12 protein-coding genes are annotated in these 14,331 nt (G+C 39.9%); 2 read left to right on the top strand and 10 right to left on the bottom strand.

What is annotated here, in order from left to right; translation table 11 throughout:
* The 8 genes from LY28_RS16360 to LY28_RS16400 form a co-directional block, all read right to left on the bottom strand.
* Positions 1-1,566, bottom strand: a 1,566-nt coding sequence (locus LY28_RS16360; RefSeq protein ID WP_133250204.1) for a hypothetical protein, incomplete at its 3' end; no start/stop codon positions are given.
* A gap of 22 nt (positions 1,567-1,588) precedes the next feature.
* The gene (locus LY28_RS16365) at positions 1,589-1,996 is read right to left on the bottom strand and encodes a hypothetical protein (RefSeq protein WP_110463260.1); all 408 of its coding nucleotides are present in this window, start codon (positions 1,994-1,996) and stop codon (positions 1,589-1,591) included.
* Between the two features lie 89 nt (positions 1,997-2,085).
* Positions 2,086-2,301 (bottom strand): hypothetical protein, encoded by a 216-nt coding sequence (locus tag LY28_RS16370; RefSeq protein WP_110463261.1) that lies wholly within the window; start codon positions 2,299-2,301, stop codon positions 2,086-2,088.
* A gap of 24 nt (positions 2,302-2,325) precedes the next feature.
* Positions 2,326-2,742 carry a hypothetical protein gene (locus LY28_RS16375; RefSeq protein WP_110463262.1) on the bottom strand — a complete coding sequence of 139 codons (417 nt, stop codon included), beginning with the start codon at positions 2,740-2,742 and terminating at the stop codon, positions 2,326-2,328.
* A 329-nt stretch (positions 2,743-3,071) separates the two neighbouring features.
* Positions 3,072-3,518, bottom strand: coding sequence for a hypothetical protein (locus tag LY28_RS16380; protein WP_110463263.1), 447 nt, complete (start codon positions 3,516-3,518; stop codon positions 3,072-3,074).
* 27 nt (positions 3,519-3,545) lie between these two features.
* Positions 3,546-3,779 carry a hypothetical protein gene (locus LY28_RS16385; protein WP_110463264.1) on the bottom strand — a complete coding sequence of 78 codons (234 nt, stop codon included), beginning with the start codon at positions 3,777-3,779 and terminating at the stop codon, positions 3,546-3,548.
* The gene (locus LY28_RS16390) at positions 3,760-3,993 is read right to left on the bottom strand and encodes a hypothetical protein (RefSeq protein WP_110463265.1); all 234 of its coding nucleotides are present in this window, start codon (positions 3,991-3,993) and stop codon (positions 3,760-3,762) included. The genes LY28_RS16385 and LY28_RS16390 overlap by 20 nt, the downstream gene beginning before the upstream one ends.
* Positions 3,994-4,467: 474 nt before the next feature.
* Positions 4,468-8,772: a 2-hydroxyacyl-CoA dehydratase gene (locus LY28_RS16400; protein WP_110463302.1), complete on the bottom strand. Its 4,305-nt coding sequence runs from the start codon at positions 8,770-8,772 to the stop codon at positions 4,468-4,470.
* 271 nt (positions 8,773-9,043) lie between these two features.
* Between LY28_RS16400 and LY28_RS16405 the strand changes: the two genes are divergently transcribed.
* A complete protein-coding gene (locus LY28_RS16405; RefSeq protein WP_110463267.1) occupies positions 9,044-9,667 on the top strand; it encodes a TetR/AcrR family transcriptional regulator in 624 nt (207 codons plus the stop codon).
* Here the strand turns inward: LY28_RS16405 and LY28_RS16410 are convergent.
* Positions 9,664-10,275 carry a SanA/YdcF family protein gene (locus LY28_RS16410; RefSeq protein WP_242981383.1) on the bottom strand — a complete coding sequence of 204 codons (612 nt, stop codon included), beginning with the start codon at positions 10,273-10,275 and terminating at the stop codon, positions 9,664-9,666. The genes LY28_RS16405 and LY28_RS16410 overlap by 4 nt on opposite strands.
* A 470-nt stretch (positions 10,276-10,745) precedes the next feature.
* Here LY28_RS16410 and metF point away from each other — a divergent pair, with 470 nt between their 5' ends.
* Positions 10,746-11,609 carry a methylenetetrahydrofolate reductase [NAD(P)H] gene (gene metF, locus LY28_RS16420; RefSeq protein ID WP_110463270.1) on the top strand — a complete coding sequence of 288 codons (864 nt, stop codon included), beginning with the start codon at positions 10,746-10,748 and terminating at the stop codon, positions 11,607-11,609.
* A gap of 167 nt (positions 11,610-11,776) precedes the next feature.
* Here metF and LY28_RS16425 read toward each other — a convergent pair whose 3' ends face one another.
* Positions 11,777-14,311 carry a DUF2339 domain-containing protein gene (locus LY28_RS16425; protein ID WP_110463271.1) on the bottom strand — a complete coding sequence of 845 codons (2,535 nt, stop codon included), beginning with the start codon at positions 14,309-14,311 and terminating at the stop codon, positions 11,777-11,779.
* Positions 14,312-14,331: the final 20 nt, after the last annotated feature.

The raw sequence follows: 14,331 nt of genomic DNA on the forward strand, positions 1-14,331 counted from the left end.
AAGCTCCTTACCTGCATCAATTGTACCATTGCCGTCTCTGTCAAATACCAGAAGCCCGTCGTCACTGCCCACCCAGCCGCTTTTTTCAGAGAATCCGTTATTATCAAGGTCAAAATGAACCCCGTTTTGTACACTTAGCGTTTCTACTCCATCCCCGTCTAAATCAAAGATAATAGGGTCAATTCTGGGAGGACTTGCACCTTCAGCCTCTCCAAAGAGCCATCCAATAAAATCACTGACAGCATGTCCAAGCTCACTGCCGACCATCCAGCCAACAACACCTGCTCCAAGCTCAAGCAGGATTCCTCCCGCGATACCCAAGGGCCCTCCGCAGGTGCCCAGAGCTAAAGCAAAAGGCGCAACCGCCTCTGCAAATGCGGCAGCTGTTGCAAAGCCTCCTGCCGTTTCAAGAGTCCAGTCGCGCACAATTTTATTCCCTGCTTCAGTGTCACCTGCTTTATAAGCTTTATCCGCCTCACCTATCATGTTTACGCAATCTACTGCTATTAACAAGGCTCCCACAGCTCCAAGCGCCTTGAAGGTTATACCTCGGGCTTTAAGATACTGAGCGGTTCTCACACTTTCTGCTGCTTCACTTAAAACCGAATATGTAGCTTTCAGACCCGATTCAGAAGACTGTCCCATGGTCTGATCAATAGTTTTTACTATAGAATTTGTTTCACTAAGAACTTTGGGATCAGTACTACCAATTTTTTGAGACAATTCATTTAACAAAGGGTACTTGGCATTCAATTCAGCTTCAGACAGACTACCCATCATTTCACTGACAGTCCTTGTTTCAAGAGTCCCTTCAGGTGGTGTAATTCTACTCCCGCCTATAAGTTTCGAAGTATCTGCACCAAGAATTCCATCTTCTCCTTTAAAAATATCAATTAATGACATATCTTGGCTTGATTTATATATAATAGTTTCTCGCAATCCATTCAAGGCTTTTTCTTCTGAAAACCCTAATTCTTTTATGAAATACTCCTTTGTACTTAAAAGGTCTTCTTTCGGAATTCCATTGATACTTTTCACATTGGGGTTGTTCATAACATTTGGAAATTCTGTTTCCCACCATACACGACCAGATTTAGCATCAGGAATAATACATTCTACGTTGCCGTGAGCCGTTTCCACAAATTCAGCAGAGCGGTTTGCCCATGGGCCATTTTGGGGGTCATACATATAGTCCCCAACATCTTTTTTAAGAAGAGATTGATTTTCGGGCAATGCCAGTTCAGGATTTTCATTTTTAAATACTGCCTCTACAGCCGCTTCATATCTACCATCACTAAGGAAGTCAGCAGCAGGGGTGCGGTCTATTACTCTAGCCATAGAACCATCAGATTCACCAATAGCTTTAGCCAGATCATTTGTACTTAATCCATCACATACTCTCCCACTATATAAATATGTAGTGGCATTTGAGCCTGCTATCGGATCAACCACCGAAATCCTTTTTACAAGCTGTTCAAGTTCAGCCTTTGTTAATATTTCAGAATGTTCCATCAATGTTTCCAATTCAGCAAGAGCTTCTTTATATGTTAAGATACCTACACTCATGATCTATTCCCCCTCTATTGTATTAAAAATTAAATTCAACGTTTGTTGTCTTATTGAAAGGTTCACTTGGATTCCCATTGAAAGCATAAACTGTAAGAGCATTTTTTAGGCTTTTGGAAATCTCATGCTCATATACTTTCAATTCCTCAGGAATTTTTACATGTAGGAGTGACCATATACGTGGAGAACCTTTAGCCCAATACTCTCTTAACTTAACTGGCATTAGTGTGCCCTTCCAGCCTAGAAGGAAATAATAATCATGCGGTTCTTCGCGTTCTCTTAGTGCCCATATTAAATATATATTTTCTTCACGGTTTATTGTCCATTGGTATGGCCTAAATATAGACAATCTATTTCCTGGGTTCTTAATTGCTTTTGCTTCGAATTCAGCCATTTCTTCCTTTGTCATACGTTCATTTACAAATGCCATATTCTTTTTCTCCTTTTTATTTTTTAAATTATTTCTTTAACCATAATCACAACACCAGTATTTTCTGATGCTCTGATTAAGACTAATTGTCATTTTTTACATACAAGCGTAAAAGCATTTACATTTAAATCAGTACTTACACCACTATACAGATAAATAGTCGCATTTTGTACAGCAACAGGATCAACTACAGAAACCCTTTCTACTAAAGCCTCAAGAGAAGCTTTGGTTATATTCTCAGGATGCCCCATCATTTGCTCTAATTCAGCTAATGCTTCTATATATGTTAAATTACTTATACTCATATATTAAATCCTCCAATTATAATATTAAAAATTGAATTCTACTTTAGTGTTTTTATTGATGTTATCAAATGGCTCGTCTGGATTTCCATTATAGCCATAAACCGTCAATGCCTCCTTAAGGCTTTGGAGGATTTCAAACCGCTTTTCTATAAGGTTCTCCTTAATATGTAAGGAAATCAATTCCCATTTACGAGGTGAGCCTTTTACCCATGTCTCCTTTAACTTTACAGCTAAAGGAATGTCATTCCAGCATAGAACAAAGTAATACTCGTCAGGTTCCTCTCGATTTTGAGATGCTTTTACTAAAAATACATTTCCCTCACGATTGATTGTCCACCTAGATGGACTAAGAGTAATAAAATTATTCCCCGGATTTGGTATTGCTTTTGCTTCGAATTCAGCCATTTCTTCCTTTGTCATACGTTCATTTACAAATGCCATAGTCTCTTTTCTCCTTTTTATTTTTATAAATTATTTTTAACCATAATCACAGCATCAGCATTTTTCTGGTGCTCTGATTAAGACTAATTGCCATTTTTTATATACAAGCGTAAAATCATTTGCATTTAAATCAGTACTTACACGACCACTATACAGATAAGTAGTTGCATTAGTTCCTGCAAGTCCTGTACAGATACTCTTTCAACAAGTGATTCAAGCATTGTCTTAGTTAAAGATTCAGGATGTTCCATCATTATAGATAATTCATCTATAGCCTCACTAAACGTTAAGTTACCTAAGCTCATATTATTATAACCCTACATACCCAATCAGAAATTAAATTGAACCTTAGTAGTTTTGTTATTTCCCTTTGGATCACCATCGAACCCATAACCCTCTAGTGCATCTTTTAGGATTTGTATTATTTCATCCTGCTGTGCCTTTAGATTCTCTGGAATCTTAATATGACGTAGCTCCCAAGTCCTTGGCGAACCTTCCGTCCAACATTCACCTAATTTGACTGTAATAGGGGTATCTTTCCAGCATAGAAGAAAATGATTATCATGTGGCTCCTCTCTCTCTTCTAGTGCCCAAACTAGAATCACATTATTTTCTCGGTCAATTGTCCACTTTGATGGTTTAAGTATAAAAAATTTATTACCCGGGTTTGGTATCGCTCTTGCCGCAAAATTATCCTTTTCTTCCTTTGTCATACGTTCAGTTACAAATGCCATATTCTTTTTCTCCTTTTTATTTTTATAAATTATTTTAAGCATAATCAATTATGTCCCCAATAGCAGCCATTATTTGTTCCCTTCACAGATAAACCAAGGGGTAGCAATAAAATCAAAGTTAACTTTTGTGACACAATCTCTTTTTCCAGAAGTTCCATGTGCATCAAACGCTTCCTTTAACAATACCATCATTTCGTCTTTATCCTTAAGCAATCTTTTGGGTGCTTCTATTTTAGTTATCTTCCACCACATTTCGACACCTGTATTGTACTTTCCGATTCCTTTACTGAAGGTTTCCATCATAAATAATACTTTTTCTCCACACAAGTGCATAAAACATTGGTATTTCCGATTCATATGTGCCCTGTCCTCCCAAACCTGCCATAAAAGCTTCTCGTTCTCTGTCTATTGTCCATTCACTTGAATATAAGAGTTTATCTGTAAAAGGACTTTTTAAATTAAAAGAATTAAAATACTCCCTGTCGCCCTCAGGAATTTTTTCATATATAAATGCCATAAGATTCCTTTCTGCTTTATAAAATTATACCTCAATACTGTTCTTAAATCTGTACCCTTGAAGCCCTCAGCATAATAAAATTATACGATGCCAACCAGCTTTTTTTGTTAAATTTTTCATGTATTGGTTAATCTAAAATAATTTTATCATTTCAATTTAAAGCAGTAAATATCTTGAAATAAACATAATAAAAAACAGCGCACTGACTTTGAAATCTGTGCACTGTTTGCTGCTTCAAGGGACTATTTTATTTTCCCGTTGCCATAGATGCTTCTCTTATTCAGCCCGGTTAATAATGTAAATCAAATTTTCAAATTTATTATTTTCGACTCCCGACACAGGCTCTCTTGCCTTCAAAAGAATTAAGCCTATTATTTTTCGGCAGCCAGACGCATATATCATACCAGCCTGTGAAAAGCTTATGACAAGAAAATCCGCAGGACAATAAAAGAATCCTGCGGACAATCCTACTTTTTAAAGCATTCCTGCAATATCCTTGATTTCTTTAATATGCTTCGCTCTGTACATATCAGATTTTTCCTTTCGCCTGTTAACCTCATTCATGTTTTCAAAGGCTGTGGAAATCATCAGCTTAATCCTGTTCAGCTGATTTACCTCACTGGCGCCCGGGTCATAGTCTATAGCCACTATATTGGTTCCGGGATAAACTCTCTTGAGCTCCTTCATCATACCCTTCCCCGTAACATGATTGGGCAGACAGGCAAAAGGCTGCATACAGATAATGTTCTTAACACCGCTGTTTATCAGCTCAATCATTTCCCCTGTCAAGAACCAGCCCTCTCCTGTCTGATTCCCCAAGGACAAAACCTCTGCCGCTCCCTTGGCAAGCTCCTGTATAGTCTCAGGCCCATGAAACCTCTTGCTGCGGTTCAGCGCTTTTACCAAGGGGCGCCTGTATGCTTCTATTGCCTTTATAGCCGCATTGCCCACAGTTTGTGACAGCTTGCTTCCCGACAGCTTCCTGTATTTGAAATCCTGATTGTAGGCACAGTACAATACAAAATCTATAAGGCCCGGCATTACAGCCTCTCCGCCCTCAGCTTCAACCAGCGCCACCGCATTGTTATTTGCTGTGGGATGGAACTTCACCAGTATTTCTCCTACAAGCCCTACCTTTGGCTTTACCTCGTCAGTTATTTCAAATTCTTCAAATTCCTGCACAATATTTCTTATAATCTGCTTAAACTCTCTTCTTCCGGCTGATTCAAGCGAATCAATGCAAACCTTTGTCCATTTCTCATACAAGGCATTTGCCGAGCCCTTGACCCTTTCGTAAGGTCTGACCCTGTAAAGCACGTTCATAAACAAATCTCCGTATACCAAAGCCATCATTGCCTTATTCAGAAAACCGGGCGTAAACTTAAAGCCCGGGTTTTTCTCCATGCCATTGGCATTTAAGGATATTACCGGAACCCTTTCAAGTCCTGCATCCTTCAGAGCCTTCCTCAGAAAGCCTATATAATTTGTCGCTCTGCACCCGCCTCCGGTCTGAGATATCATGACCGATGTATTGTCAAGATCATATTCGCCCGACAGCAGGGCTTCCATAAGCTGACCGATAGCTATTATCGCAGGATAGCAGGCATCGTTGTTTACATACTTAAGGCCAACCTCGGTGGCTTTATTATCAATTGAAGGAAGCACCACCAAATTGTATCCCGACAGCCTAAAGGCTTCCTGTAAAAATTGAAAATGCACAGGTGACATTTGAGGAGCCAGAATAGTATGATTTTTTCTCATTTCCTTTGTAAAGGGTACTCTCCTAAAGCTGCTGTCAACCTTTTTAAGCTTGAAGCCGCTCTTTTCTCTTTCAGTAATTGTTGCTTTCAAGGAACGCAGTCTTATTCTTGCAGCTCCCAAATTATTTCCTTCATCTATTTTCAGTGTGGTATAAATTTTCGAGTTTCCTGCTAATATTTCCTGAACCTGATCTGTCGTTACCGCATCCAGTCCGCAGCCAAAGGAATTGAGCTGCACCAGCTCAATATTATGCTGCTCCGCGACAAAGCTTGCCGCTGCATACAGCCTTGAATGATAAGCCCACTGGTCAACTACCCGCAGAGGCCTTTCAACCTTCCCCAGATGAGATACTGAATCCTCGGTCAATACCGCCATTCCAAGGGAAGTAATCATTTCAGGTATTCCGTGATTAATCTGCGGATCAATGTGATAAGGCCTTCCCGCCAGCACTATTCCTTTAATCCCGCTCTGCTCAATTATTTTCAGAGCATTTTCACCGGCCTGCCTTATGTCGTTTTTGAAGCTTTCCTGCTCTGCATATGCCTTTTCCGCGCTTTGCCTTATTTCTTCCTTTCCTATGTCAAATTGCTCAAGCTCTTCAAACAATCTCTGTGCCATCCTGCTCTCATTGTCAAAAGGCAAAAAAGGCTTCAGGAATAATATGTTTTCTTCTCTTAAAATGTCCATATTATTTTTAATTACTTCCGGATATGAAGCTACTATCGGGCAGTTAAAATGATTGTCCGCCTCTGCCTGCTCCCTCTTCTCATGTGTAACGGAAGGATAAAAAATAAATTTTACGCCTTTGTCTATAAGATTGGCAATATGCCCATGCACCAGCTTTGCCGGATAGCATACCGATTCTGAGGGTATTGTTTCAATCCCCTTCTCGTACAGCTTGTTTGAGGATCTGTCTGACAACTCCACTCTGAAACCCAGCCCGGTAAAAAATGTAAACCAGAAGGGATAATCCTCATACATGTTCAAAACTCTCGGAATACCTACAGTTCCTCTACTTGCGGCAGTCCTGTCAAGAGGCTTATAGCTGAGAAGCCTCTGATACTTGTATTTGAATATGTTTGGAAGAAGGTTCTGCTCCTTTCCTTTTCCGGCACCTCTTTCACATCTGTTGCCCGATATAAATTTTTCTCCGTTGCCGAATTTATTAATTGTCAGCAAGCAGTTGTTTGAACACAAGCCGCACCTTGAAACCCTTGTATCAACATTGAAGTCCTCCAGCTGATTTTCATTCAGTATATCTGAAACCGTTCCTTCCTCATAGCGCTCCTTGGAAAGCAAGGCAGCACCAAAGGCTCCCATTATACCTGCGATATCCGGTCTGACAGCCTCTCTTTCCGACAGCTTCTCAAAGCTTCTGAGTACGGCATCATTGTAAAAGGTACCTCCCTGTACCACTATTTTTTCGCCCATTTCCTCCGGGCTTTTAACTTTTATTACCTTGAACAAAGCATTTTTTATGACGGAATAGGATAATCCTGCTGAAATATCTCCTACAGTGGCGCCTTCCTTCTGGGACTGCTTGACTCTTGAATTCATAAAAACAGTACATCTGGAGCCCAGGTCAACCGGATTCTGCGCTGTTATTGCCTGAGCGGCAAAATCCTCTATTCTCAAGCCCAAGGAGCTTGCAAACGTGTCCAGAAACGAACCGCAGCCTGAAGAGCAGGCTTCATTTAAAAGTATGCTTTCTATATTGCCGTCCTTTATTTTCAAGCACTTCATATCCTGTCCGCCTATATCCAGAATAAAATCCACTCCGGGGCAGAAAAAGTCCGCTGCTTTGTAATGAGCAATAGTTTCAATTTCACCTATATCTACATTCAGCGCCGACTTAAGCAAGCCCTCTCCGTAACCGGTAACAGCCGAATTTGCTATTACTGCTTTTTCGGGCAAAAGACCGTACAGCTCTTTAAGCACTTTTACTGTTGAATTCAGAGGGCTTCCCTCGTTACTTCCGTAATACGAATACAAAATCGCTCCTGCTTCATCTATAAGAGTCGCCTTTGTAGTGGTTGAACCGGCATCAATTCCCAAAAAGCATTTCCCCTCATAGGAGGAAATATCCCTTCTTTTTACGGTGCTTCTTCCATGTCTCTCTTTAAATTTCCTGTATTCGCCTTCACCGGCAAAAAGGGGCTCAAGTCTTTTTGATTCGGCTATGTGAACCTCTCCGAAATTTTCCATTTTATTTAATAAGGCTTTAAACTGTACCGGTTTTTCATTAACAGAGGACAGCGCGGCTCCTATTGCAACAAATATTTGCGAATTATCAGGAAAAATCACCTGATTATCCTCCAGTTTCAATGTATCTATAAATCTGTTTCTCAGCTCGGAAAGAAAGTATAAAGGCCCTCCCAGAAATGCCACATTGCCCCTTATAGGCCTTCCGCAAGCCAGACCGCTTATTGTCTGAATAACAACCGCCTGAAGGACAGATACGGCAATATCCTCCTTTGCAACTCCTTCATTCAGCAGCGGCTGAACATCTGTCTTTGCAAAAACTCCGCATCTGGCAGCAATAGGATAAATGGTACCGCTGCTTTTTGCCAATTCGTTAAGACCGGCTGCATCCACTCTGAGCAAGGTTGCCATCTGGTCTATAAAAGAACCTGTTCCGCCGGCGCAGGTGCCATTCATTCTCTGTTCAACGCCGCCGTTGAAATACGTAATCTTTGCATCCTCACCGCCAAGCTCAATAGCTACATCTGTTTCAGGATAAAAGGTTTTAATAGCCTTCGTGGAAGCTATGACCTCCTGGGTAAAAGCCGCCCCCATGCCATCGGCAAGGCTTATGCCTCCAGACCCGGTAACTACGATTGTCAGTGCGGCATCACCTACTATTTTGTATGCATCGAGAAGCAGCTCCCTCAGCTTGTTCTTAATATCTGAATAATGCCTTTCATATTTGCTGTATACAAGCTTGTTTTCATCATTCAGGATTACTACCTTAACCGTAGTTGAACCTATGTCAATCCCGGCATGAAACAAACCGTTAATATAACCCATTTTAATTGCCCCCTTTGGCATAAAATAAACAAAACCATATGTGCCTGATAACCCCAGCAGCTATATACAATCTATAAGATAAACAACGCTTAAACAACAGGCTGTTGATTAATAGTCTGTATGTATATTATAATATATTTATTCAGCTATTCAATGAACAATTATTGTAAATTATGTGTTTTAATTGACACATTCAGTTCATTTGTCTATAATTCTATTTATGTATACTAACATTATATGATTTTTAACCGGGGATGAGAACATGATAAAAGCATCGGATGACAGAAGATCCAAACGAACAAAAAAGATGATACGGTCTGCCTTCTCTCAGCTAATTGAAGAAAAAGGCTTTAATGATATTTCAATAACTGATATAGCCGTAAAAGCCGATATTAACAGGGGTACCTTTTACCTGCATTATAATGACAAATATGATTTGCTGAAAAAAATAGAGGATGAAATAATTCAGGAGCTTATCTGCAATTGCAGAACAATAAGCAAATTTGCCTTAAAGGATGCCGCTTCGGTAAATAAGCCGATGCCCTTTATGATAAAGCTCTTTGAATATTTGAAGGAAAATGCCGTATTTATGAATGCTATTTTAGGCTGCAACGGTGACCCTATCTTTGCACGCAAGCTGAAGGAAATTATAAAAACCTGCCTCTTTGAAGATAATTCCGTATTAATACAAGAAAACATGCTGGTCCCGGAGTCATACTTAATTGCTTATGTTCTTTCGGCACATCTGGGAGTAATACAGCAGTGGCTTGAAAACGGCATGGAAAAATCTCCTGAGGAAATGGCAATGATTCTTTCAAACATGTTCCTGCTGGGCCCTTTTAAATCAGCCGGCCTGGCAAATACCACGGCGCAAAGCTCTGGTTAATCATTTGTAGCATCCCCGTTTCCTCTTATTGATATCGTATCTCCCAGAAATGTGGGCTCAGGCTGAACGATTGCATTGAAGAAATCCTTTACTCTGGCTAAGATCTCTCTAAAGCTCATTCTCATCTGGCCTGCATATCTTCTTGGGTCAGAGGCAACACCGTATGCCTCTATTCCTAGCTTGTCGGCAATATACAGCGCACGGTACAGATGATACTTCTGTGTTACAATTATTATCTTGCCAGCTCCAAATATGTCTCTTGCGCGGTATAAGCTTTCGTATGTAGAAAAGCCCGCATGATCCATAAAAATATTCTCGGAAGGAATTCCCCTGTCAATTGCAAACTTCTTCATGACATTGACCTCATCATATTCGTTTCTGCCATGATCTCCGCTCATGAGCAGTTTTTCCGATGCTCCGCCATTATATAATTTGATTCCCTCCAAAAGCCTGTCTTCCAGCATTGCGCTGGGGTTTCCATCACTCCACACACCTGCCCCCAGAATCAGAACACAGTCTGAATCAATGGAAGCAGCCTGCTCCCCCGTAATAATCTTGTCCCTTACCGAAGCTTTGACATATGCGTTTAAAATCAATACAGCTGCCATTATAAATATGCCTGATATAAACAATACATACAAGCCTGCAAGCAGTCTCTTTTTTGTAAGTTTCCCAGCTTTTATTTTTGTTTTCTTTTTATTGGATTTATTTTTATTGATTATAGCTATTACGTTATCCTGCTTTTTATTTCTTTTACTTTTCAATGTAACCTCCATTTGCATATACCGGGCTAAATATCTGCACAATCCGATTTTTCAAGCCGTCCTCTATTTGGTCATTGCTATAATTATATAATGTTTTGGCAACCTTTTCAAACAGGTTTTGTTCTTTGAAGGCTGCCTTAAACATATAAATAAATATCATTTTCTTACTTTTATGATATAATAAACAAAAGCCAATTGCCATCTGCTGTTATTCCATCTTTCCAAGGTTTTAACCTTAATTGGCTTTATGATTAAATGAATATGTTAATCCGAAAATATTTTTTATAATTGACTTAGACGTGACAGGAGGCTGCATGATTAAAAATATTTACAGAGGGAAAAAAACCGTATTTTCCCTGGAGGTGTTTCCGCCTAAGAAGGAGGAGGACTTTCCGTTAATTTTCAATGCCTTGGATGAGCTCAAGGGCTTAAAGCTTGATTTTATAAGTATTACATACGGAGCCGGAGGCAGTACAAGCAGGAGAACTCTGGATATTGCCTCATATGTCCAGAACACATGCGGTATAGAAGCACTTGCACACTTAACCTGCGTATCCTTGGATGAACCTGCTTTCAACAAATATCTGGGCAAATTGAAGGAAAATCAAATCAACAATGTTCTTGCTCTAAGAGGTGACCGTCCGAAGGACATGTCCGATGAAGCATATGGGAGCCGCCCCTATAAATATGCCATAGACCTTGTTAATAATATAAAGCAAAAATCAGACATCTGCATAGGCGGCGCCTGCTATCCTGAGGTGCATCCCGAATCCCGCAATCAGGAGGAGGATTTGTATTTTTTGAAATCCAAGATAGAGGCAGGTGCGGACTTCCTTCTTACACAGCTGTTTTTTGACAACACCAGATTTTATCGTTTTTATGAGCAGCTCGTTAATTACGGCATTTCAGTTCCTGTTTCAGCGGGAATAATGCCTGTTACATCCTCCGGACAAATCCGTACAATAGTAGATTTATCCGGTGCCTCAATACCTGCGGAGTTAAAAACGATATTTGATAAATATCAAAACAAGCCTGAGGACTTTAAAAAGGCCGGCATTGAATTTGCAGCAAAGCAAATATCCAGTCTGCTGAGCTTTGGTGTCAAGGGTATCCACCTTTACACGCTTAATAAAGCTGATGTCAGCACTGCAATATTTGAGAATCTGGGATTGAAGTAAGCTGAATTAGAAACGGCACAGTTATTTTTGCTGTGCCGTTTCTTTAAATAGCTTCATTGTTTGAGGAAACTTCTATTGATGTAGCTGTGACATCTTCCTGCTGCCGCTATTTTCAAGCAAATCAGCCGCACACTCCGGCAGAGCATAAAACAAGTAATATTAAAATATTAGCCGTTATTATTTTTTTCATCTGATACTACCCCGCTTATCATATCTATTCTTTTATTAAAATATTGGTAAACAAAGGATATTGCAATTAACGTCACTCCAAATACAAAATACGATACCACCCTATGGCCTTGAGACAGGAAGGACAGATCAATAAGAAACAGCTTTGCAACTGCCAATATGCACAGGCCAAGCCCAAACCTCCTTATTAAGGCGTATTTCCTTATAAAACCGAAGATAATCCATGAAAAAGCAGTAATCAGATATATTATACTTATTGCTGCGTTATTCATTTCCAGATTGTATTGAGTTATCAGATTCTGAGTTAAAATCACCACAGAATAAAAGGATACTATCAGCGGATACCATTCTATTCCAAGCTTTTTGCCGGTGACAAGAGTCAATACCATATCCCTTACCACAAAAACCGACAGCAAGGCTATGGCTGCCAATTCCATTGTACCGAGTATACCGGCAGGAAGAGGCACTTCATACAAGCGTCCTGCCACAGGCGAATTGAAATTCAATGCAAACAATAAAATCAGCCCTATAACATAAATTATGACCGAAAGGGCCTTCATGAAGCTGTCAAAAAGAATTTTGAGCCTTGGAATGATATATGCTATTGTAAAGCTGGCTAAAACCATGGCGGCGGTAATCAGATAATCAGAATCAAAGCTGCCTGACAGCATCAATTTTGTCAAAAGTCCGTCTAATTTGCTCCCTATAATATATAATGAGAAAAACCAGATGTTTATGACAGCCGCATACTTAAAAACTTGTACAGGCCTTCCCGAAAGCTTCTTTTTATATGCCGATATCCCCAGAACAATAATGCTGCCCGCCGTTACAGCCAGATACTTGTATACAAACAGCGTGCTGCTGATGTCTGTAAGGTCAAATCCGATAAAAGCCAGAAGGCACAGTAAGGATATAACGGTTCCGGCTCGTCTGAAGGACTTTATTTCTTTATATATACCGTATGAAAGAATTGCAATGCCTTCTGCCAGCCAGCCTAAAGAGAACCATACATGTTCGAACTGGAACGGTATTATCAGAACTGCAAACGTAAGCCCTGTGATATAAAACAAAGCTCTCGCCTTCTGTTCCTTTGGCATGCGCCTTTCAACGAACCTGCCCAAAGCCACATAAACAGCGGCAAAAGCAACAGCAAGAAGTCCTGTGCAGTCTGACAAATTAACAGCATAAAAAACACTATACAAAATCAATGCACTTATTACGGTATTTAATGCAAGCAAAACTATGTCAGAGTTTTTAAAGCTGAGTTTTTCCCTGAAGGTTCCCATAACAGGTATAAGGGTGTATATCAAAAAAGCAAAGGTAATATAAAGTATTGTTGCTATATCCTCTCCCGAGGCCGGAGCATCATACCACCTTCCCTTAAGCATTGAAGCCGATATATAAACAGAGCCTGCCACATTGAGCCAAAATCCGATATATGCCGTAACAGACCATTTCCTTTTGCCTGAAATAATAAGTGCAAAAACATTCAGTATAACAAAATAAATCATAGCACCATATAGCATGGCTTTATTGCCTGCAATTGAGAAAACAGGAAGATAGCCTCCAACCATTGCGAACACCGAAATAGTCTGAGAATTGTATCTCTGGGACAGGACAAAGGCTCCTGCTGTTATAAGAATGCACAAGCCTAAAGCAGGATATTTGTCTAAAACCTCAAACCTGAAGAAGCTTATAGCTAATGCAGCATACAGTATTGCTATACCTCCGCTTGTAATGCCCAGAGAAAAAATATTCGGTTTTTTACGGTTCAGAATTTCACCGGCTGCAAGCAAAGCACCTCCCAAGGCAAATGCAAAAATGCATTTAAGCGTATCCGGCAACTTGAAATATGTATATTGCGAGGCTGCTATTACTCCGATGATAAGTAGAAGAATGCCTATTTTATTTATGATATTTAGTCCTATAAAGGCTTCGATATTATTCTGTTTTACACGCTCCTTAATCTCTTGGTCTGTAACCTGCTCCTGTCTCAGCCTTTCAAACTCAGCGGCTCTTGCCTCGCTGAAGGCTTTCGCATTTTTCTGAAGCTCAGTCCGGGCCTCTGCTGCCTTTGCATCTAGCAGCCTTCTTAATTCATCGATTCTTTCATTCATATCAGCCGAAAGCTCTATTCTGTTTTGTCTCAATATGCCTGCCATGTCATCAATCCGTTTTTTAACAGACATTTCATAGGCTGTTAATCTGTTGAGCTCTCCCTGAATATTGGAGCTGTAATATGCCTTAAGCCTTTTGTCGGATGAATTTAATATCTGGATTTTTTCATTATACAGTTGCTCATAAAGAGCATTTTTCAAATTTTTATTTTCTTCCGAAAGCTTTGAATTACAGTCTCTTTCGTTTTTCATAGCTGATTGGCATTTAATAAGCTCTGTCTTTAAGCTTTGATTTTCAGTTACAAGGTCATTTGCTTCAATTTTAGAAATTTCCCCTTCAAGCTTTTCCAGAGTGTCTTTCTGCCTGGCGAGAATATCTTTTAAATTATCCAGCATCTTTTTATCTTAACCTCCAA

The organism is Ruminiclostridium sufflavum DSM 19573, from assembly GCF_003208175.1.
GTDB classification, from domain to species: Bacteria; Bacillota; Clostridia; order Acetivibrionales; family DSM-1351; genus Ruminiclostridium; species Ruminiclostridium sufflavum.

Excerpts from the sequence above, each read along its gene's own strand:
- LY28_RS16390 (WP_110463265.1), bottom strand. The coding sequence starts at position 3,993 with ATGGCATTTATATATGAAAAAATTCCTGAGGGCGACAGGGAGTATTTT.
- metF (WP_110463270.1), top strand. The coding sequence starts at position 10,746 with ATGATTAAAAATATTTACAGAGGGAAAAAAACCGTATTTTCCCTGGAG.
- LY28_RS16365 (WP_110463260.1), bottom strand. The coding sequence starts at position 1,996 with ATGGCATTTGTAAATGAACGTATGACAAAGGAAGAAATGGCTGAATTC.
- LY28_RS16410 (WP_242981383.1), bottom strand. The coding sequence starts at position 10,275 with ATGGCAGCTGTATTGATTTTAAACGCATATGTCAAAGCTTCGGTAAGG.
- LY28_RS16380 (WP_110463263.1), bottom strand. The coding sequence starts at position 3,518 with ATGCTTAAAATAATTTATAAAAATAAAAAGGAGAAAAAGAATATGGCA.
- LY28_RS16385 (WP_110463264.1), bottom strand. The coding sequence starts at position 3,779 with ATGATGGAAACCTTCAGTAAAGGAATCGGAAAGTACAATACAGGTGTC.
- LY28_RS16375 (WP_110463262.1), bottom strand. The coding sequence starts at position 2,742 with ATGGCATTTGTAAATGAACGTATGACAAAGGAAGAAATGGCTGAATTC.
- LY28_RS16370 (WP_110463261.1), bottom strand. The coding sequence starts at position 2,301 with ATGAGTATAAGTAATTTAACATATATAGAAGCATTAGCTGAATTAGAG.
- LY28_RS16405 (WP_110463267.1), top strand. The coding sequence starts at position 9,044 with ATGATAAAAGCATCGGATGACAGAAGATCCAAACGAACAAAAAAGATG.
- LY28_RS16425 (WP_110463271.1), bottom strand. The coding sequence starts at position 14,311 with ATGCTGGATAATTTAAAAGATATTCTCGCCAGGCAGAAAGACACTCTG.